The following is a 19,501-nucleotide window of genomic DNA, read 5'->3' on the forward strand; positions in this document are numbered from 1 at the left end:
TATCGATCTTGAGGGCGCTATCGCGAGCAGACGCCTTCAGTCACTGGATTTCCCCAGCGCCAGGTTCACCGCCAGCCACCCATTCACCGCCGCCTCCCCAGCCTCGGCAAACACCCGCTCCAGCAATTTCACCTGTTCACGCCGCAACGCCTGTTCGAACCGCTCGCCCTCGGCCGTCAGTTCCAGCAGCCGTTTACGCTTGTCGGTCTCGGACGCGACGCTGTTCACCAGGTGCATTTCCATCAGTTGCCGCAACGGCATGTTCAGCGCTTGCTTGCTCACGCCAAGAACCGCCAGCAACTCCTTCACGCTCAGGGACGGGTAGCGGGCGATGAAAAAAACGATGCGCTGGTGCACCCGGCTCAACCCACGGCGCTCGAGCATTTCATCGGCCTTGGCGGTGAATGCCTGGTAACCGAAGAAGAACGCTTCCATGGCCATTTGTTGGGAAGTTGGGTTTTTAAGGTCAAGCATATTGACGTATCCACGCAGGTCGGCGTAATTTTAGTCAACCAGTTTGACTCATTCCTCCCGTGCCCCGCTACAGGTGACTCCATGGCTTTTTCCGAACGTGTCTCGCGCCTCAAAAGTTCTTTGATTCGAGAAATCCTCGCGGCGGCGCAGCGCCCTGAAGTGATGTCGTTCGCCGGCGGCCTGCCGGCCGAAGCCATGCTGCCGAAAGTGGAATGGGCGGCCATGCCCTTGTCCATGGGCCAGTACGGCATGAGCGAAGGCGAACCCGCCCTGCGCGAAGCCCTGGCGGCCCAGGCGCGGGCGCTGGGTGTGGCCTGTGAGGCGAGTCAGGTGCTGGTGGTCAGCGGCTCCCAGCAAACCCTTGACCTGGCGGCCAAGCTGCACATCGACGTCGGAACTGAAGTGATGTTGGAAGCGCCCACCTACCTGGCGGCGTTGCAGATTTTCCAGCTGTTTGGCGCCGATTGCATCACGGTGCCCCTGGAAGCCGACGGTCCGGACCTGAAAGCGTTACGGGCTCGGCTGGAGCGGCATCGGCCGGCGTTCATCTACCTGATTCCGACCTTCCAGAACCCCTCGGCGGTGCGCTACAGCGAGGCCAAGCGCGATGCCGTGGCGGCGCTGCTGGATGAGTTTGGCGTGACCCTGATCGAGGACGAACCCTACCGCGAGCTGACGTTCGATGGCGGCAGCGCCACGCCGATCGTCAGTCGCTTGAAGAAGGCCAGTTGGATCTACACCGGCACCGTGTCGAAAACCCTGTTGCCGGGGCTACGGGTAGGCTATTTGATTGCCAGCCCGGATCTGTTCCCGCATCTGCTGCGACTCAAGCAGTCAGCGGACCTGCACACCAATCGCATCGGCCAATGGCAAGCGCTGCAATGGATCGGCACCGAGCAGTACCGTCGCCATTTGAGTGAGCTGAGGGATTTTTACCGGGACCGCCGTGATCGGTTCCAGGCCGCGCTGGAGAAGCATTTCACCGACCTCGCGGACTGGAACGTGCCCGAGGGCGGGCTGTTCTTCTGGCTGACCCTCAAGCAACCGCTGGACACCCGAACCTTGCTCGCCGCCGCACTGGCTGCCGACGTGGCGTTCATGCCGGGGGAGCTGTTCTTCCCGGAGCCGGACCAGCATCCAGGGCACCTGCGTTTGAATTTCAGCCACATCGACCCGGCGCGGCTGGATGAAGGGCTCAAGCGGTTGGCGGGGGTGGTGCGGGAGGCGTTGGCGGCAAAAGCGGCTTGATATCAGGATTCTGCGGTGGCTGTCCGGGCTCCATCGCGAGCTTGCTCGCGATGAGGCCAGTCGTCACAGTAGAAAATAGTCAGGCTGCCGAGAACCGCTTGTCCAGATACTCAATGATCACCTTGGACTCATACATCCAGGTGGTCTCGCCATTTTCTTCAATCCGCAGGCACGGCACCTTGATCCGGCCGCCTTGCTCCAGCAGTGTCTGGCGATCCTGCGCGTTGTTTTTCGCATCGCGCAGGGCCACCGGTACGTTGAGGCGGCGCAGGGTGCGGCGGGTTTTCACGCAGAACGGGCAGGCGTGGAACTGATACAGCGTCAGGCTGCGAGCGGCCTGCTCGACCTGCGCCTGGGCCTCGGCCGGGCGCTTTTTCTTGCCCGGGCGGGTGATGAAGTCGATGAAGATGATGAGCTGGCCCAAGCCAACCCGAAGCGCTTTGACGATCACGGTATTAAGCCTCGCGGCAGGGAAGAAGAGGGCGCGCAGCTTACCTGATTTTTCACAGGCGAAAAAAAACCGGCGATCAATGCCGGTTTTCTTCATGCGGCGGATTACTTGATGAGGCTGAGGAATTCGCTGCGAGTGGCGGCGTTTTCCCGGAACTCGCCGAGCATCACCGAGGTGATCATCGAGGAGTTCTGCTTTTCCACGCCGCGCATCATCATGCACATGTGCTTGGCCTCGATCACCACCGCCACGCCCAAGGCACCGGTCACTTGCTGGACCGCGTCGGCGATCTGGCGGCTGAGGTTCTCCTGGATCTGCAGGCGACGGGCATACATGTCGACGATGCGCGCGACCTTCGACAGCCCCAGTACCTTGCCGCTCGGGATGTAGGCCACGTGAGCCTTGCCGATGAAAGGCAGCAGGTGATGTTCGCACAACGAGTACAACTCGATGTCCTTGACCAGCACCATCTCGCTGTTGTCGGAGCTGAACAAGGCACCGTTGGTGACTTCTTCAAGGGTCTGTTCATAACCGCGGCAGAGGTACTGCATGGCCTTGGCAGCACGCTTGGGCGTGTCGAGCAGGCCCTCGCGGGAAACGTCCTCGCCCAATTGGCCGAGAATCGCGGTGTAATTCTGTTCCAGAGACATGAAACTACCTGTGGGATTTTACGCAAAGGGCAAGGGTACGGTGGCGGACACGGCGCTGCAAGCTCGGCAATCGAGGGCTATTCGTCGCGACCTTCCATCATGGTGCGCTTGAGCATCACGTACACCGCTCCGGCGCCGCCGTGTTTTGCCTGGCAGGAGGTGAAGCCCAGCACTTGCGGGTGCTGGCGCAGCCAGGTGTTGACGTGGCTCTTGATCATCGGTCGCTTACCGTCCAGGCGCACGGCTTTGCCATGGGTGACGCGCACGCAGCGGATTTCGAATTTCGTGGCTTCGGCCAGGAACGCCCAAAGAGTTTCCCGGGCCTTTTCCACGGTCATGCCGTGCAGGTCGAGGCTGCCTTCGAAGGGGATCTGGCCGACCTTCAGCTTGCGCATCTGGCTTTCCTGGACACCGTCGCGTGCCCACATCAACTCGTCTTCCGGCCCGACGTCGATCACGAACTGATCGGACAAGCCATCCACGGTCGTGGCGTCGGTGCGCACGGTAGCGGCCTGGCGCAGCTTGGCGATTTGTGCGCGATCGGCCTTGGGCTTGCCGGTCTCGGCGCGGTCGTGCTTGATCGGTTTTACGCCCTGGATCGCACTTTTGAACAGGGAAAAGTCGTCGTCTTGCATGTCAGCCTCCGCGAAGCCGACCAGTTTACCCAACTCTGGCGGGATCAGGCGCGACAAAACGTCGGATGGCGGGTCAGTCGTGCTTTTTCATCAGGTGCGGAGCCATGGCCAGCTCCAGGGATTGGCGGGCGCGACGGCGGCAGCGGCGCCAGAGCCAGACGCCCAGCAACAACACGAAAAGACCGATCGCCAGGATGATCGCCGAACCCAGTGGGGTGGCATTCAATTCGCCCAGAGCGGGCGGGCGGCCCAGCAGGCTGGCCGCACCGGCCATGGCCAGCAACACACCGAGTGTTGCCAGTAGCGCGGCGATTGCCGCGCCAAAACGAAACCGCCAGTTGCTCGGGCCCTTGGGCCGCAAGCGACGTGCGTCAAAACCATCGGATAACTTCATTCCGACCTTCCTCAATGGGTATCGGCCCTTCGACCGGAAGATGTTCGGGTTGTTCCTGAAGGTAGGGCAATTGCGGCAAATGCGAGGCTTTTGCGGATGAGCGGCGAAAGTGGCCGCTCATCAAGGCGAATCAGATGAAGTCACGGGTCAACGCCAGGGTGGCGAAGTTGTCCGCCATGATCGCCATTTCGGTCTGCTGAACGTGTTCGGCGCTGAGGACGCCGCCCTTGTACGGCAGGTCGCGAGTGGCGCAGGCGTCTTCCACCAGGGTACAGCGAAAGCCCAGGTTCTTGGCGGCGCGCACGGTGGTGCTGACGCTGGAGTGGCTCATGAACCCGCATACGATCAGGTCCAGGGGGCCGAAGTCTTCCAGGCGTTTTTTCAACTCGGTGCCGTGGAAGGCGCTGGGCAGTAGCTTTTCGATCACGGTTTCGTCGGCCTGGGGTTCGAGGCCGGGAATGAACTCCCCGCGCTCGCCCTGTGGATCGAACAGCCCGCCATGGGTGCCCAGGTGGCGCACATGCACGATCGGCCGACCGGCTGCACGGGCCGCGCCGAGCAATTGCTTGATGTTCGCGACGGCTGCATCCATGCCGCTCAGGGCCAGGGGGCCGGCGAGGTATTCTTTCTGGGCATCGATGATGATCAGGGTCGCTTGACTCAGATTGGCCGCTGCATAACCACGGCCGCTGAGTTGAAACATCGTTTTTGGAACGGACATTCTGGGGCTCCTTCGAGTGGGGCTTTTGCGACATTGTCCTCTGGCTGAGCGGTTCTGTGAATCGCTTCCATCGCAAGGGCCGCCGTTGCTGGCCTACAGCCTTGTCAAGATGCTCATCTTGTTCAATAGGCTGATCAAAAAACGGATAATTCCTACGATTGGTCCGGGGTTTTTCGTTCGTCATCGGGGCGTGTTTGGGTGGGGTCGCGTTTGACTGGTAGACTCGCCCGTCGATTTTTCTGGAGTTTGCCGCCGTGATCACTTCTCGTCTCCGTACCCTGCGCGACCATATCCGTTGGGCCGTCAGCCGTTTCCATGGGGAGGATCTGTTTTTCGGCCATGGCACCGACAATGCGTGGGATGAAGCCCGGCAACTGGTGTTGGGCGCATTGCACCTGCCATGGGAAATTGCCGACAGCTACCTGGACTGCCGTCTTGAAGACGAAGAATTGGTTCATGTGCAGCGCCTGCTGCGCCGGCGTATCACAGAGCGTGTGCCAACCGCCTATTTGTTGGGTGAGGCCTGGTTCTGCGGGATGTCGTTCATCGTCGACGAGCGCGTGCTCATTCCGCGCTCGCCCATCGGCGAACTGATCGAAAAGCATTTCGAGCCGTGGCTGGGCCAGGAACCGGCACGAATTCTTGATCTGTGCACCGGTTCCGGCTGCATCGGCATTGCCTGTGCCTATGAGTTCCCGGAGGCCGAGGTGGTGCTGGCCGACCTGTCGTTCGAAGCGCTGGAAGTGGCCAACCAGAACATCGAGCGCCATGGCGTCGACGAGCGCGTGTTCACGGTCCAGGGCGATGGCTTCGACGGTCTGCCGGGGCAACGTTTCGACTTGATCGTGTCGAACCCGCCTTACGTCGATGCGGAAGATTTCGCCGACATGCCGCAGGAGTACCAGCACGAACCGGAGCTGGGCCTGGCCTGTGGCGATGATGGCTTGAACCTGGTTCGCCGGATGCTGGCCGAGGCGGCCGATCATCTGACCGAGAAGGGATTATTGATTGTCGAGGTGGGCAACAGCCAGGTGCACGTCGAGGCGTTGTACCCGGAAGTCGATTTCGCCTGGCTCGACTTCGAACGCGGTGGCCATGGCGTGTTCATGCTCAGCGCCGAGCAGTGCCGCCAGCACCAGGGGTTGTTTGCTTCGCGGGTTTGACCCGATCGATGGTGAGCGGCTTTTGTGGCGAGGGAGCTTGCTCCCGCTGGGCTGCGCAGCAGCCCCGAAACCCGTGCATCGTGATTTTTCAGGCCCGTCGCATCCGGCGGATTTACGGCTGCTGCGCAGCCGAGCGGGAGCAAGCTCCCTCGCCACAGGGGTGTGTGGGCAAGCCGCTGGCAATCAGTGCCGCGTCGCAATCCAGATCAGCAACCCCGCCTGGAACATGGCGAAGGCCACCAGGCAGGTGATGGTGAAGCGCAGGCCGGCGTCTTCGCGCTTGAACTTGGTGACCTTTTCTTCCTGCTGCTTGAGTTTGACTTCCTGTTCCGCCAGGTTCTGCTCGGCCTGTTGCAGCATCTGCGCCGCTTCAAGGATTTCCACGAACTGCAGCTTCTCGGTGTTCCAATCCCCGAGCAGATCACCAACGTGGGTTGGCTTGACGCTGCCCTTGAGGTGCTGGGCGTCGGCGTAGACCACCTCGAAACCCTGGGCTTTGAGAAAGCGGTCGCGGCGCAGGCGAGTGTCTTCGTTCAGGGCGTCCTTGTTATCCAGGTCGGTGCCGTGCACCTGGTAGGCCGACCAGCGTTTCTTGGCCCAGGTAATGCCCTGGGCCGCCAGGAAACGGCCGATACCACGGTTGGACGGCTCGACTTGCAGGTTGTCCGGGGAAAAAAACAGGCGTTTCTCGACGTGGTCCGCCCAGACGTCCAAGTGATTCTGTTCCTTGCGCACACGCTGGTTCGGCAACTGGATGCTCATGCGCAGCAGACTGCGTTCCTTGCTGTGGCGCTCGGCATAGCTGAACTCGACAAACCGCAATGGCCGCGCACCGGTGGCGCGGTCGGTCTTGAGCGGCGCCAGGCGGAGCATCTTGTGATGCTCGGTATGCACGTCGGCCCACGGCAGTTCCACCGCAGACGAGGCGGGGGCTTCGGCAGCGGTGTCGGGGGAAGCTTGAGTTTCAGTCATAACGGCAAAAATCCTGTCCAGGCCGGCGGGTCGGTAGCCATTGCGCTATCCGACACCGGGTTATCGGCTGTTTTTGCCAGTACTGAAGCTAAATCGACTAAAACCGCCTAACGGGCGGCTAACGAGTCAATAAAACGCAAAAGCCGCGTACCCAGCTCGGCCGCCAGGGGCAGGTTGGGATCCTTGTAGGAGGCCAGTTGCCGTTTCACGTCGTTGGGCACGATGCGCATCACGTGGTTCATGCCCTCGATCAGCGCCAATTCAGCGTCGGGCTTGGCGGCTTTCAACTGCCTGGCGTCATCGACGCTGACCTGGATATCGTTGCTGCCCTGGATGATCAAGGCTGGCATCTTCAATGCCGCAAAGGCCCGAGCCGGGTCCTGGCGGAACAACGAGATCAGGTAGGGCTGTACGCTGGGGCGGAAAATGACCAGCAGTTGTGCCGGCACGTTATCGTCGGGCCGACCGGCCTTGAGGCTGTCGAGCAGCTCGTTGCTGCGCAACATCAGCGGCGGTGGCAAGCGGTTGCTCAATTGTTGACGCAGCACCTGGTCGATCGGCCTGGCGCTGCCAGACAGTGAAATCACCGCCGCCGCGTTGGCCTGGGGCGCGGCGAGGCTGGCGATCAACGCGCCTTCGCTGTGGCCCAGCAGGATCAATGGGCCCAGGCGCGGATCGGCGGCGAGCTTGTGGCTCCAGGCCACGGCATCGGCCACATAGGCTTCGACGCTCAGGTTGCGCTCGTCCGGGGTCGCCGCGAGGCTGGCGGCCACCCCACGCTTGTCATAGCGCACGCTGGCGATGTTGTGCCTGGCCAGCACCCAGGCCAGGCGCTTGAGGCTGTCGTTGCGTCCGCCGTCGGGGTTGTTTCCGTCGCGATCCGTAGGACCTGACCCGGAGATGATCAGAACAACCGGCACCGGCGTGTCGGACTTGGGCAGCAACAAGGTACCGAAAAGCTCACCGCTGCCTGTATCGAGGCTGATGGGGCGTTGCAGCACCGTGGCCTGGGCCACGCCGGAAAGCAGGCCGGTGAACAAGGTAAGGCTTAGAGCAAGCAGCTTTAACATCATCACGCCATTAGTTGCGAAGGTGCCGGTTGGACTGGCGGGCACCGATAAGGTTCGAGGATGAACTACGCGGGGAGCCTGCGTATACTGGCGCCCATTACGAATCCAAGGTTGAGTCTCTCAGCGATTTCACGGAGCACCCTGCATGTCCGGCAATACCTACGGCAAGCTGTTCACTGTCACCACCGCGGGCGAAAGCCATGGCCCGGCGTTGGTCGCCATTGTCGACGGCTGCCCGCCGGGCCTGGAGATTTCCCTGGACGACCTGCAGCGTGACCTGGACCGCCGCAAGCCCGGCACCAGCCGCCACACCACCCAGCGCCAGGAAGCCGATGAAGTCGAAATCCTCTCTGGCGTGTTCGAAGGGCGCACCACCGGCTGCGCCATCGGCCTGTTGATCCGCAACACCGACCAGAAGTCCAAGGACTACTCGGCCATCAAGGATCTGTTCCGCCCGGCCCACGCCGACTACACCTACCATCACAAATACGGTGAGCGCGATTACCGTGGCGGCGGTCGCAGTTCGGCGCGGGAAACCGCCATGCGCGTGGCGGCCGGGGCGATTGCCAAGAAGTACCTGGCCAGCCAGGGCATCGTCATCCGTGGCTACATGAGCCAGTTGGGCCCCATCGAAATCCCGTTCAAGACCTGGGACTCGGTGGAACAGAACGCCTTCTTCTGCCCCGCCCCGGACAAGGTGCCGGAACTCGAGGCCTACATGGACCAACTGCGCCGGGACCAGGATTCGGTCGGCGCGAAGATCACCGTGGTCGCCGAAGGGGTGATGCCGGGCCTTGGCGAGCCGATCTTCGACCGCCTCGACGCCGAGCTGGCCCACGCGCTGATGAGCATCAACGCGGTGAAGGGCGTGGAGATCGGCGCCGGTTTCGCCTGTGTCGCCCAGCGCGGCACCGAGCACCGTGACGAACTGACTCCGCAAGGTTTCCTGAGCAACAATGCCGGCGGTATCCTCGGCGGCATTTCCTCGGGCCAGCCAATCGTGGCGCACCTGGCCTTGAAACCGACGTCCAGCATCACCACGCCGGGCCGCTCCATCGACATCCATGGCAACCCGGTGGACGTCATCACCAAGGGCCGTCATGACCCGTGTGTCGGCATCCGTGCCACGCCCATCGCCGAGGCGATGATGGCGATCGTGCTGATGGATCACCTGCTGCGTCATCGCGGCCAGAACGCCGACGTCCGCGTCAGCACCCCGGTGCTGGGGCAGCTTTGATGGTTGGCCTGCCGACCGCCGTGGCCTGACGACCATGGCGGCACTGCCGTACTGGCGGCTCTCCAGTTTCTATCTGTTCTATTTCGCGCTGCTCGGTTCGACGGCGCCGTTCCTGGCGCTGTATTTCGATCACCTGGGGTTCAATGCGGCGCGCATCGGCGAGCTGGTGGCGATTCCCATGCTGATGCGCTGTGTGGCGCCGAACATCTGGGGCTGGCTGGGGGATTACACCGGCCGGCGCCTGGCGATTGTGCGTTTTGGCGCGATCTGCACGCTGCTGGCTTTCTCGCTGATCTTCATCGATAAAAGCTACGCCTGGCTGGCGATGGTCATGGCGCTGCATGCGTTCTTCTGGCACGCGGTGTTGCCGCAGTTCGAAGTCATCACCCTGGCCCATCTGGGCGGGCAGGCCTCGCGCTACAGCCAGATCCGCCTGTGGGGTTCCATCGGTTTCATCATCACAGTGGTCGTGCTCGGCCGCTTGTTCGAATGGCTGAGCCTGGACGTCTATCCGGTGGCGCTGGTGCTGATCATGGCCGGCATCGTGCTCGCCAGCTTCTGGGTGCCCAACGCGCAGCCATTGCAGGGGCCGCGCATCGCGGGGGAGGGGTTCCTACGGCAACTGCGCAACCCTGGCGTGTTGGCGTTCTATACCTGTGTGGGCCTGATGCAGGTGAGTCACGGGCCGTATTACACCTTCCTGACCTTGCACCTCGAACACCTGGGCTACAGTCGCGGGTTGATCGGCCTGCTCTGGGCCCTCGGCGTGGTGGCGGAAGTTCTGGTCTTCCTGCTGATGAGCCGGATCCTGACGCGGTTTTCCGTGCGCCGGGTGCTGCTGGCGAGCTTCCTGCTGGCGGCGTTGCGCTGGCTGTTGCTGGGCTCGCTGGCCGAGTTTCTCTGGGTATTGTTGTTCGCCCAGGTGCTGCACGCGGCGACCTTCGGCAGCTTTCACGCCGCTGCCATCCATTTCGTGCAACGCAGTTTCGGGCCTCGCCAGCAAGGTCAGGGGCAGGCGCTGTATGCGGCGTTGGCCGGTACGGGCGGGGCCCTGGGCGCATTGTATTCCGGCTATAGCTGGAACGCCTTGGGGGCCAGTTGGACGTTCAGTCTCGCCAGCCTCGCGGCTTTCGCGGCAGCCGTTATCATTGCCACACGTATGCAAGAGGACCGGCCATGAGCCTTCGAACCGTTAATTTGCTGGAGCCTTTGTCATGAGCAGCCTGTCCGTCTATCACGTTTCGAGCCCTGACATCCCGAACAAAGTGTTGACCCACGTCGAGGACATTGCCGCGACCCTGGCTGAACAAGGTATTCACTTTGCCCGTTGGGAAGCGGCGGTGAAAATCCAGTCGGGTGCCAGTGAGGAGGACATCATTGCGGCTTACCAGGCTCAGATCGATGGGTTGATGACTGAGCGGGGTTATGTTGAGGTCGATGTTGTCAGTGTCAGCAGTGATCAGCCGGAACAGGCTGGGGAGCTCGATGAGTATCGCCATAGCCAGGATGAAGTGCGATTTTTCGTTGCTGGTCGTGGCTTGTTTAACCTGCACGTTGGGGATTATGTCTATGCGGTGCTGTGTGAAAGGAGCGACTTGATAACGGTGCCGGCTGGTATGCCGCATTGGTTTGACATGGGGGAGCGGCCGCATTTCGTTACGATTCGCTTGTCTGGTGATTTGCAGGGGTTGGTTGCTGAGGTTACAGGGGATGATATTGCTCGCCGGTTTCCTCGCCTGGAAGACTGACCTGCGCGGGTGGTGCCGTGAGGTTTTTTGGGTGTGTATATCCGTTGCTGCGCAACCGTCAGCAGCCATTACCGAAGAAACGGATATACAGACCAGAACCAAAAGCGGACTCGCCCAAAAGAAGCCCCAAAAAAACGGCGCTTCCCATTTCTGAAAGAAGCGCCGTTTTTTCAAGCAAGCAGCATCGCGTTTTGCCAGCAGGCTCAAGCGCTATGGTAAGTCGGCAAAGCAAACCGATGCTGGCTCTGCAACAAGGTGATCTGTGGCAACTCGCTAGCCTGTTCAGCCAGGTCACGACGAATCGCGCTGATCGCCCAGGACAACTGATCCCCAGCGTGCAATTGAGCATAGGAAATCGTGCGTTTGAACAGCTTGCCGTCGCTATTACGCAAGGTCAGCAAAATGCCGCCATCGGGGCGGGGCTGGGTGGTCACTTCGTAGTTGGAAAACAGGGACGCAAACTTTTCTTGAATCATGTTCATAGTTGACTGCTCCATGGTATGGCAAACCGTGGAGGGGAAGTTGCACTGTCTGTGCCAGCATTCGGCTTTATATAAAGTCCTTTAAAAACAAGTAGTTATATTTTTACTGCATTTTTGATTTCGTGCATCTTGCATGAATAGCCATCGTGCATCCTGCATTTTGCGTGGTCGGGCAATGATTTTTGGAACCAAATCGTTTTGCGGCGCTCACGCTTCGCCTGTCTCGGGCAGCGGATACAAAACATTGCAAAAACCGCGTGTACAGCGCCGCAATCGCCGGCGTACTTTCGAGCCAAATCATCTGCTGCCCGATAACAAGAACCGAGACCACGAGGTCGAACGGGGAAGATCACCATGAGTCGTACACCCAGCGACGCGATTACCTGGGGCATGATGCTGCGCAAGCTGCCTGCCATTGCCAAAGCCGTCCCCCGGATCGTCAAAGGCATGAAGCAGGCCAACGTCCAGGACCCGACCCAGCCTTGCGGCCTGGGCTGGTGCTTCGAACAGGCCACGCAACGCAATCCCCAGGGCCCGGCACTGCTGTATGGCGAGACGGTGTTGAGTTATGCACAGGTCAACGCGCAGGCCAATCGCATCGCCCATTACCTGCTGGCCCAAGGCATCGGCAAGGGCGATTGCGTGGCGATATTCATCGAGAACCGGCCGCAGCTGCTGATCAGCGTGCTGGCGATGGCCAAGGTTGGCGCGGTCAGTGCCATGCTCAACACCTCGCAAACCGGCGATGCGCTGGTGCACAGCCTGGCCTTGGTCAACCCGGTCGCGGTGGTGGTCGGGGATGAACGGGGCGCGGCCTTCAACGACATACGAGCGCGAACCACTCTGTCGAGCAGCAGGACCTGGTGGCTGGCGGATCAGGACTGCGCCGATACCCCGTCCCATGCACCGTCCGGTTTCATCGACCTGATGGCGGGCAGCGAGGATTACCCAAGCGATAACCCGGCATGCAGCCAACAGGTTTTCTGCAACGACCCGTGTTTTTATCTCTACACCTCGGGTACCACCGGCCTGCCCAAGGCTGGGGTGTTTCGCCATGGTCGCTGGATGCGCACGTCCACCAGCTTCGGCCTGATCGCCTTGGACATGCAGCCCGACGACGTCGTGTATTGCACGTTGCCGCTGTACCACGCCACCGGCCTGTGCGTGTGCTGGGGCGCGGCGATCTGTGGGGCATCGGGGTTCGCGATTCGGCGCAAGTTCAGCGCCAGTCAGTTCTGGAGCGACGTGCGCCGCTACCGGGCGACCACGCTGGGGTATGTCGGTGAGTTGTGCCGCTACCTGATCGACCAGCCTGCCGCTGCCGATGACCGTCACCACGGTGTGAAGAAAATGATCGGCAACGGTCTGCGGCCCGGGGCCTGGTCGACCTTCAAGACCCGGTTTGGCATCGACCATATCTGTGAGCTGTATGCCGCCAGCGACGGCAATATCGGTTTCACCAACATCCTGAATTTCGACAACACCATCGGGTTTTCCCTGATGGGCTGGGAGCTGGTGCAGTACGACCATGCCAGCGGCCTGCCGTTGCGCAACCTGCAAGGTCGCATGCAAAAAGTGCCCAGGGGCCAACCGGGCCTGTTGCTGGCGCGCATCGACGAGAAGGCGCCGCTGGATGGCTACACCGATCAGGCCTTGACCGAAAAAACCATCTGCCGGGATGTCTTTGCCCCGGGCGACCGTTACTTCAATACCGGAGACCTGTTGCGCAACATTGGTTTCGGGCATGGGCAGTTCGTTGATCGCCTCGGCGACACCTATCGCTGGAAAGGCGAAAACGTCTCCACCACGGAAGTCGAAAATGTGCTGCTGCAGCATCCGCAGGTGTCCGAGGCGGTGGCTTATGGCGTGGAGATCAACGGCACCAATGGCCGTGCCGGCATGGCGGCAATCACCCCGTCCGAATCCCTGGCGACCCTGGACTTCAGCGAGTTGTTGCAGTTTTTGCAAGGCAAGCTGCCTGCCTATGCCGTGCCGCTGTTCCTGCGCATCAAGGTGAAAATGGACACCACCGGCACCTTCAAGTACCAGAAGACTCGACTCAAGGCCGAAGCATTCGATCCATGCGTTACCGGGGATGAGCCGGTCTACGCCTGGCTGCCGGGCACCGATACTTACGTGCGGGTGGATCGGCAACTGGCAGTTCGGATTCAGGGCGGACAATTGCGTTATTGATTCTGGCTATGACAGGCACAGTGAAAAAAGGGATGACAGCGCCCGGGTCCCTCGGGAAACTAGCCGCTTTGCGAAGAGCCGAGTGGAGTTTCCCATGTCCGATACAAGCCGCCAGATGACCCCGGAAGAGGCTGCGGAGTTTGCCGAGCAAGTGTTCAACGTCGCACGCCAGGGCGATGCGGCCATGATGGCTGCGTTGCTGAGCAAGGGCCTGCCGCCCAATCTGCGTAACCACAAGGGCGACACCTTGTTGATGCTGGCCGCTTACCACGGGCATGTGGAAACGGTGAAAGTGTTGCTGGAGCACAAGGCCGATCCGGAAATCCGCAACGACAACGGCCAGAGCCCGATTGCCGGTGCGGCGTTCAAGGGCGACCTGGCAGTGGTTTCGGCGTTGGTGGATGGCGGCGCGCAAGTGGAAGGTGCCTCCTTCGATGGTCGTACTGCGCTGATGATGGCGGCGATGTTCAACCGCGTGGAAATCGTCGACTACCTGATCGGCAAGGGCGCCGACCCGAAAGCCAAGGATGCCAACGGCGTCTCGGCTCTGGATGCCGCCAAGACCATGGGCGCGGTGGACACCACGGCGCAGTTGGAAAAGATGTTGGGCTGAAAGGTCCGAGCAGATCCCGACGGCTTTTGTGGCGAGGGAGCTTGCTCCCGCTGGGCTGCGCAGCAGCCCAAAATCCAGCCACCGCAACCTGTCAGGTTTACCGCTGTTTGGCGGGTTTACGACTGCTTCGCAGCCGAGCGGGAGCAAGCTCCCTCGCCACGCCTGACTCGACCGATGTGATGCGCTATCCTGCCCGCCCTCAAGACACCCTTCGCCACAGGATCCACCCCATGAAAGCCGCACTCGTCGAACTCATCAGCAAAATCAGCTCCGGCTGCCTCGGCGAGGCGGACATTGCGAAAATCGCTGACGAAGCGGCCCAGGCCTACGCCGATCCGACGGCTTTCCTGGGGGCCAACCCCGATATCAACTACGACGACACGTTTCCGATCCCGTTGGGTGAGTGGGTGGTGGTGGGCAGCCTGCCGGACACCGTGCTGTTCCAGGCCGACACCTACGTGGACCTGTTCGAACAGATCGTCGCCTCGTTCGGCCCCGGCGTGGCGTTCAACCTCAAGCCCAAGCAGCTGGCGAAAACCGAAGCCCTGACGGCGCTCAACCGCATCCAGATCCAGATGAGCAGCCTGAACAAGGAAAACGGCGGCTACGTGCTGATGAACTTCAGCCAATTGCTCGACGATGAATTGCAAATGGTGTTGGTGTACGGCAACGATGTACCGCGTGTGCTGGAACTGTGCGCTGAAGTCGGCATAGCCGCGGCGCCCTCCCTGGAAGCCCTCAAGGTCGCGGTCCACGTCTGAAGCAATAAAACGGAACCCTTGCCAGGGGCCCGCTATCCTAAGTGTGCACATCACCATTTGGGAGCGACACCATGGGTTCCACTTTCAACGGCCTGGTCGGCCTGATCATCCTGGCGCTCGATATCTGGGCGATTATCAACGTACTCAAGAGTGGCGCGGAAACCGGGATGAAAATCCTCTGGGTGTTGCTGATCCTGCTGTTGCCGGTACTGGGCCTGATCATCTGGGCGATTGCCGGGCCGCGTGGCAACGTGCGGATTTGACACGCTCCACCAAAAAGCCCGGGCGCTGACGGCGACCGGGCTTTTTCATGCATGGGGTATTCAGGCCGTAGCCAGGGACCGCTTGCGCGAGGTGCTCAAGAAGCGCAGCAAGGCCAACAGCGGGAAGGCACTGCCGACGATCACCACCCACAACCAGCCGCCGTGTTCGTACACCGCACTGGCAATCGATGAGCCGAAGGCGCCACCGACGAAGATGCTGGTCATGTACAGCGCATTCAGCCGGCTGCGACTCTTGGCATCGAGGGCATAGATGGTGCGCTGGCCCAGGACCAGGTTCATCTGCACACAGAAATCCAGGACCACGCCGGTCACCGCCAGGCCGATCACGCTGTAGAACGGATGGATGAATGTCGGCAGGAAACTCAGGCTGGCGAACAGCATCGCCAGCAGCGAGGCGATGCGAGTATGGCCGGCATCCGCCAGGCGACCGGCGATGGGCGCGGCAATGGCGCCAATGGCACCGACCAGGGCGAACAAGGCGATTTCAGTCTGGGACAGGCCATGGTTACGTGACAGTTCCAGCGGCACGGCGGTCCAGAACAGACTGAACGTGGCAAACATGCAGGCCTGGTAGAACGCCCGTTGCCGCAACAGCGGTTGTTGACGCAGCAGGGTGCCGAGCGAACCCAGCAGTTGGCCATAAGAGGCGCTGTGGTCGGGCTGGCGCTTGGGCACGGTCAGTGCCAGGACGATGCTGATGGCGGCCATCAACGCGGCGGCGATGATGAACATGGCCCGCCAGCCGAAGTGATCGGCCACGATGCTGGAGACCGGCCGCGCCAGCAGGATTCCCAGCAGCAGGCCACCCATGATCCCACCCACGACCCGACCCCGGGTCTGCTCCGGCGCCAGGTGTGCGGCCAGCGGAATCAGGACTTGCACCGACACCGAGCTGAACCCCACCAACAGCGAAACCAGCAGGAATACGTTCGGTTGATCGGTGAACGCTGCCCCTAACAAACTGGCGATCGCCACCACGGTAGTGATGATCATCAGCCGACGGTTTTCCAGCAAGTCCCCCAGTGGCACCAGGAAAAACAGGCCCAAGGCATAACCGATCTGGGTCAGCGAGACGATCAGGCTGGCCATGGTGCTGCTCAAGCCGACGTCGGGTGCGATCAGTTCGATGATGGGTTGGGCGTAGTAGATGTTGGCGACGATGGCGCCGCAGCAGAAGGCGAAGAGCAGGACCATGCCGCGGGTCAGGGGGCTGCCGGGCGAGGTAGGTGAATGAGCACTCATGGCAATCTCGTCGATCAATTGAAAGGATGGCGTGAGGCTAAAGACTTGCAGGATGTTGCGACAGGCTTTGTGGTTGATAGCGGTCATGCTTGCCGTTAATGGTTGCAGCGAGCGCCTTGTTTGGAGCGCAGGCAGGGTGGCCTTTGTGGCGAGGGAGCTTGCTCCCGCTGGGCTGCGTAGCAGCCCCTTGGGCCGGCCATCGAGGTGTTTCAGGCCGACCGCATTCTGCTTTATTGGGTCTGCTTCGCAGCCCAGCGGGAGCAAGCTCCCTCGCCACAGGGGATCTGCAGCGCTTTATTGCCCGCTGTAGACCTGGTCGAAAATCCCACCGTCATTGAAGTGAGTCTTCTGCACCGTGCGCCAGTCGCCGAAGGTTTTTTCTACCGACAGGAAGTCCACTTTCGGGAAGCGGTCGGTGTATTTGGCCAGTACCGCCGGGTCCCGTGGGCGCAGATAGTTGGCGGCGGCGATTTCCTGGCCTTCGGGCGACCACAGGTACTTGAGGTAGGCCTCGGCGGCTTCGCGGGAGCCTTTTTTCTCGACAACCTTGTCGACCACGCTGACCGGCGGCTCGGCCTCGGCGGAAACGCTCGGGTAGATCACTTCGAACTGGTCGCGGCCGAATTCGCGGGCAATCATTTCCGCTTCGTTTTCAAAGGTCACCAGCACGTCGCCGATTTGGTTGGTCATGAAAGTGGTCGTCGCGGCGCGGCCGCCGGTGTCCAGTACCGGCGCCTGCTTGAACAGTTTGCCGACGAAGGCCTTGGCCTTGTTCTCGTCACCGCCATTTTTCAGCACGTACCCCCAGGCCGACAGGTAGGTGTAGCGACCGTTGCCGGAGGTTTTCGGGTTGGGCACGATCACCTGCACACCGTCCTTGAGCAGGTCGGGCCAGTCTTTCAAGGCTTTCGGGTTGCCTTTGCGCACGATGAACACCGTGGCCGAGGTGAACGGCGCGCTGTTGTTCGGCAGGCGGGTGGCCCAGTTCTCGGGCACCAGTTTGCCGTTGTCCGCCAGCGCATTGATGTCGGTGGCCATGTTCATGGTGATGACATCCGCTGGCAGCCCGTCGATCACCGAGCGCGCCTGCTTGCTGGAGCCACCGAACGACATCTGCACGGTGATGTTTTCGTTGTGCTCGGCCTGCCAGTGCTTCTGGAAAGCGGTGTTGTAGTCCTTGTAGAAATCGCGCATCACGTCGTAGGAAACGTTGAGCAGGGTCGGGGCGGCGTGGGCCAGGCTGCCAAAAGTCAGGCCGGCGGCGAGAAGGGAGGCGCCAAAGAAGTTCTTCACTGCGAATTCCTTTTTATCAACGGGGGTTCCGGGCAATTAGCCAGCACACTAGCTGCAAGCCTATAGACCTTCAAGCATCAAAAAGTGCTTTGCTTATTCCAATTTCTTAAACAGTGCATTGCCACAACGGGAGCAGAAAGCGGCGCCGTGTTCGTGGTTGTTTTTGCTGCACACCGGGCAATCGTGCTTGAGCTGGTCCCCGCGCATGGCGGTGGCCAGTTCAGCCGTGAAAATACCCGTCGGCACAGCGATGATCGAATAGCCGGTAATCATTACCAGGGATGACACCACCTGGCCCAGCGGCGTCTTGGGCACGATGTCGCCGAAGCCCACGGTGGTGAGTGTCACGATAGCCCAATAGATGCCCTTGGGAATGCTGGTAAAGCCATGCTCGGGGCCTTCGATGACGTACATCAGCGTGCCGAAGACGGTCACCAGGGTCGAGACGCTGACCAGGAACACGATGATTTTCTGTTTGCTCCCGCGCAGCGCCGCCATCAGGTAGTTGGCTTGCTTGAGGTAAGGACTGAGCTTGAGCACGCGGAAAATCCGTAGCATGCGGATGATCCGAATGATCAACAGGTATTGGGCATCGCTGTAGTACAGCGCCAGGATCCCCGGCACGATCGCCAGCAGGTCCACCAGCCCGTAGAAACTGAAGGCATAGCGTAGCGGCTTGGGCGAGCAGTACAGGCGCAGGCCGTACTCGACGATGAATACGAAGGTGAAGCCCCACTCGATACCGGCCAGCAGGGCCGCGTAGTTTTTATGCACGCTGTCGATGCTGTCGAGCATCACGATCACCAGGCTGGCGAGGATGATCAACAGCAAGGTGCTATCGAAGCGCCGACCGGCGACGGTGTCGGACTGGAAAATGATCACGTAGAGGCGTTCGCGCCAGTTGTTGCTGCTTTGCATAATCGTCGCCTGAACCGGAATCAGCGAAGCCTAGGGCGATTGCCCTGCAGAGCGCAAGGCGTGCTGTCGAGGCTGGCCTGGCGCCACGCCCGGCCGGTGGCCTGGATCAACCAGCACGCGAGGATGAACGGTGCCGTCAGGGGAGGCAGGCCGAGGGCGATAAAACCTGGGGTAAGCATGACCGCCAGGAGAATGCCCGCCAGTGGCAGCCAGGTTTGGCGGCGCTGTTGGCTGAGGGCCAGCGCCACCAACACCGGGTTGTAGCCACCCAGCCCGCAAAGGGCGGTTGCGTTTTCATGTTGCGACAAGGTGAAGGCCAGGCCGGCGGCGGAACCGAACAATGCCCAAGCGCCGGCGCGCCGGTTGGCCAGCAGCAGACCGGCGGCGATCAGCGCACCGGCCGCTGGATGGCCGAGAAACATGACCTGGCCCAGCCCGCTCAAATGCGCGGCCAGCAGGTTGGGTACTGTCATTTCAATCGAGGTGGTTGAGGGCGGCGGCAGGGTAAAACTCATCAGCAGCCAAGCCAACCCTACAAAAGGCGCAGTGTAGGCGGGCAGGCATCGAGGGCCTCGGCTGCGCTTGAGCCACTGCTGGGTCAACATTGCGCTGAGACCGCCTGCGGCGATGATCAACGGCGGCAACAGGACGGACCAGGGCAACGCGAGGCTCAGCAGCAAGCCCAGCAGGATGCCGTTGTAGCTGAACAGCCCGGCTTGCCGGTCGGCCTTGGCGTAACCGCGTCGCTGGGCCGTGAGCAATCCGGCCACCCCGCCCAGTAACGCGCCGCCGAACAGGGCCGGCGCAGTGAGCAGGATCGCTAGCAGGCACAGCAGGCCGCACAACGGATGGCGCTGGAGGAAGACTTGGCTGAAGCCGTTGAGCAGGGCGGTGGCCCAGTCGGGGCAGTGGGTGTTGGAGAAATGGTTGGGCATGATGGATCGCAGATAAG

At 61.3% G+C, this 19,501-nt stretch carries 22 protein-coding genes; 9 read left to right on the forward strand and 13 right to left on the reverse strand.

Annotation, left to right across the window (positions count from 1 at the left end; translation table 11 throughout):
- Positions 1-36 precede the first annotated feature (36 nt).
- Positions 37-474 (reverse strand): MarR family winged helix-turn-helix transcriptional regulator, encoded by a 438-nt coding sequence (locus V7773_RS15695; RefSeq protein ID WP_336074096.1) that lies wholly within the window; start codon positions 472-474, stop codon positions 37-39.
- Between the two features lie 81 nt (positions 475-555).
- Between V7773_RS15695 and V7773_RS15700 the strand changes: the two genes are divergently transcribed.
- Positions 556-1,722, forward strand: a complete 1,167-nt coding sequence (locus V7773_RS15700; RefSeq protein ID WP_336074097.1) for an aminotransferase-like domain-containing protein — start codon at positions 556-558, stop codon at positions 1,720-1,722.
- A 79-nt stretch (positions 1,723-1,801) separates the two neighbouring features.
- Here the strand turns inward: V7773_RS15700 and V7773_RS15705 are convergent, their stop codons facing one another.
- From V7773_RS15705 to V7773_RS15725, 5 genes are all read right to left on the reverse strand, one after another.
- Positions 1,802-2,173, reverse strand: coding sequence for a glutathione S-transferase N-terminal domain-containing protein (locus V7773_RS15705; protein ID WP_092147896.1), 372 nt, complete (start codon positions 2,171-2,173; stop codon positions 1,802-1,804).
- 104 nt (positions 2,174-2,277) lie between these two features.
- Positions 2,278-2,823, reverse strand: a complete 546-nt coding sequence (gene folE / locus V7773_RS15710; RefSeq protein ID WP_003204506.1) for a GTP cyclohydrolase I FolE — start codon at positions 2,821-2,823, stop codon at positions 2,278-2,280.
- 77 nt (positions 2,824-2,900) lie between these two features.
- Positions 2,901-3,458, reverse strand: a complete 558-nt coding sequence (locus V7773_RS15715) for a Smr/MutS family protein (RefSeq protein ID WP_025214971.1) — start codon at positions 3,456-3,458, stop codon at positions 2,901-2,903.
- Positions 3,459-3,531: 73 nt separating this feature from the next.
- Positions 3,532-3,852, reverse strand: a complete 321-nt coding sequence (locus tag V7773_RS15720) for a hypothetical protein (protein ID WP_063324821.1) — start codon at positions 3,850-3,852, stop codon at positions 3,532-3,534.
- Between the two features lie 130 nt (positions 3,853-3,982).
- A complete protein-coding gene (locus V7773_RS15725; protein ID WP_003204493.1) occupies positions 3,983-4,573 on the reverse strand; it encodes a cysteine hydrolase family protein in 591 nt (196 codons plus the stop codon).
- A 254-nt stretch (positions 4,574-4,827) separates the two neighbouring features.
- On the opposite strand from V7773_RS15725, the gene prmB reads away from it, so the two are divergent.
- The gene (gene prmB / locus V7773_RS15730) at positions 4,828-5,736 is read left to right on the forward strand and encodes a 50S ribosomal protein L3 N(5)-glutamine methyltransferase (RefSeq protein ID WP_003204491.1); all 909 of its coding nucleotides are present in this window, start codon (positions 4,828-4,830) and stop codon (positions 5,734-5,736) included.
- A 183-nt stretch (positions 5,737-5,919) separates the two neighbouring features.
- Here the strand turns inward: prmB and V7773_RS15735 are convergent, their stop codons facing one another.
- Positions 5,920-6,708, reverse strand: coding sequence for a hypothetical protein (locus tag V7773_RS15735; RefSeq protein ID WP_063324822.1), 789 nt, complete (start codon positions 6,706-6,708; stop codon positions 5,920-5,922).
- Between the two features lie 107 nt (positions 6,709-6,815).
- Positions 6,816-7,781, reverse strand: coding sequence for an alpha/beta hydrolase (locus V7773_RS15740; RefSeq protein WP_336074132.1), 966 nt, complete (start codon positions 7,779-7,781; stop codon positions 6,816-6,818).
- 142 nt (positions 7,782-7,923) lie between these two features.
- On the opposite strand from V7773_RS15740, the gene aroC reads away from it, so the two are divergent.
- The 3 genes from aroC to V7773_RS15755 are packed head-to-tail and all read left to right on the forward strand — an operon-like array spanning position 7,924 to position 10,763.
- Complete coding sequence (aroC, locus tag V7773_RS15745) at positions 7,924-9,015, forward strand: chorismate synthase (RefSeq protein ID WP_336074098.1); 1,092 nt, start codon at positions 7,924-7,926, stop codon at positions 9,013-9,015.
- 34 nt (positions 9,016-9,049) lie between these two features.
- A complete protein-coding gene (locus V7773_RS15750) occupies positions 9,050-10,195 on the forward strand; it encodes an MFS transporter (RefSeq protein ID WP_336074099.1) in 1,146 nt (381 codons plus the stop codon).
- Between the two features lie 34 nt (positions 10,196-10,229).
- Complete coding sequence (locus tag V7773_RS15755; protein ID WP_336074100.1) at positions 10,230-10,763, forward strand: acireductone dioxygenase; 534 nt, start codon at positions 10,230-10,232, stop codon at positions 10,761-10,763.
- A 203-nt stretch (positions 10,764-10,966) separates the two neighbouring features.
- Here the strand turns inward: V7773_RS15755 and V7773_RS15760 are convergent, their stop codons facing one another.
- Positions 10,967-11,245, reverse strand: coding sequence for a DUF3509 domain-containing protein (locus V7773_RS15760; protein ID WP_003204481.1), 279 nt, complete (start codon positions 11,243-11,245; stop codon positions 10,967-10,969).
- Between the two features lie 354 nt (positions 11,246-11,599).
- Here V7773_RS15760 and V7773_RS15765 point away from each other — a divergent pair, with 354 nt between their 5' ends.
- The 4 genes from V7773_RS15765 (at position 11,600) to V7773_RS15780 (ending at position 15,075) form a co-directional block, all read left to right on the forward strand.
- Positions 11,600-13,438 carry a long-chain-acyl-CoA synthetase gene (locus tag V7773_RS15765; RefSeq protein WP_336074101.1) on the forward strand — a complete coding sequence of 613 codons (1,839 nt, stop codon included), beginning with the start codon at positions 11,600-11,602 and terminating at the stop codon, positions 13,436-13,438.
- Positions 13,439-13,532: 94 nt separating this feature from the next.
- Complete coding sequence (locus V7773_RS15770; protein WP_092147782.1) at positions 13,533-14,051, forward strand: ankyrin repeat domain-containing protein; 519 nt, start codon at positions 13,533-13,535, stop codon at positions 14,049-14,051.
- A 230-nt stretch (positions 14,052-14,281) separates the two neighbouring features.
- Entirely contained in the window at positions 14,282-14,812 is a 531-nt protein-coding gene (locus V7773_RS15775; protein ID WP_063324827.1) for a hypothetical protein, read from the forward strand.
- Positions 14,813-14,883: 71 nt separating this feature from the next.
- The gene (locus V7773_RS15780) at positions 14,884-15,075 is read left to right on the forward strand and encodes a PLDc N-terminal domain-containing protein (protein WP_003204476.1); all 192 of its coding nucleotides are present in this window, start codon (positions 14,884-14,886) and stop codon (positions 15,073-15,075) included.
- Positions 15,076-15,135: 60 nt separating this feature from the next.
- Here the strand turns inward: V7773_RS15780 and V7773_RS15785 are convergent, their stop codons facing one another.
- The 4 genes from V7773_RS15785 to V7773_RS15800 all read right to left on the reverse strand — a co-directional run bounded on the left by V7773_RS15785 (position 15,136) and on the right by V7773_RS15800 (position 19,484).
- Positions 15,136-16,338 carry an MFS transporter gene (locus tag V7773_RS15785; protein WP_063325244.1) on the reverse strand — a complete coding sequence of 401 codons (1,203 nt, stop codon included), beginning with the start codon at positions 16,336-16,338 and terminating at the stop codon, positions 15,136-15,138.
- Positions 16,339-16,632: 294 nt separating this feature from the next.
- On the reverse strand, positions 16,633-17,631 hold the full coding sequence (locus V7773_RS15790) for a sulfate ABC transporter substrate-binding protein (protein ID WP_092224672.1): 999 nt from the start codon (positions 17,629-17,631) through the stop codon (positions 16,633-16,635).
- Between the two features lie 93 nt (positions 17,632-17,724).
- Positions 17,725-18,549, reverse strand: a complete 825-nt coding sequence (locus V7773_RS15795; RefSeq protein WP_063324829.1) for an ion transporter — start codon at positions 18,547-18,549, stop codon at positions 17,725-17,727.
- 20 nt (positions 18,550-18,569) lie between these two features.
- Positions 18,570-19,484: an urea transporter gene (locus V7773_RS15800; protein WP_336074103.1), complete on the reverse strand. Its 915-nt coding sequence runs from the start codon at positions 19,482-19,484 to the stop codon at positions 18,570-18,572.
- Positions 19,485-19,501 lie beyond the last annotated feature (17 nt).

The sequence above is a fragment of the Pseudomonas sp. 3JA genome (assembly GCF_036961705.1).
Taxonomy (GTDB): Bacteria; Pseudomonadota; Gammaproteobacteria; order Pseudomonadales; family Pseudomonadaceae; genus Aquipseudomonas; species Aquipseudomonas fluorescens_Q.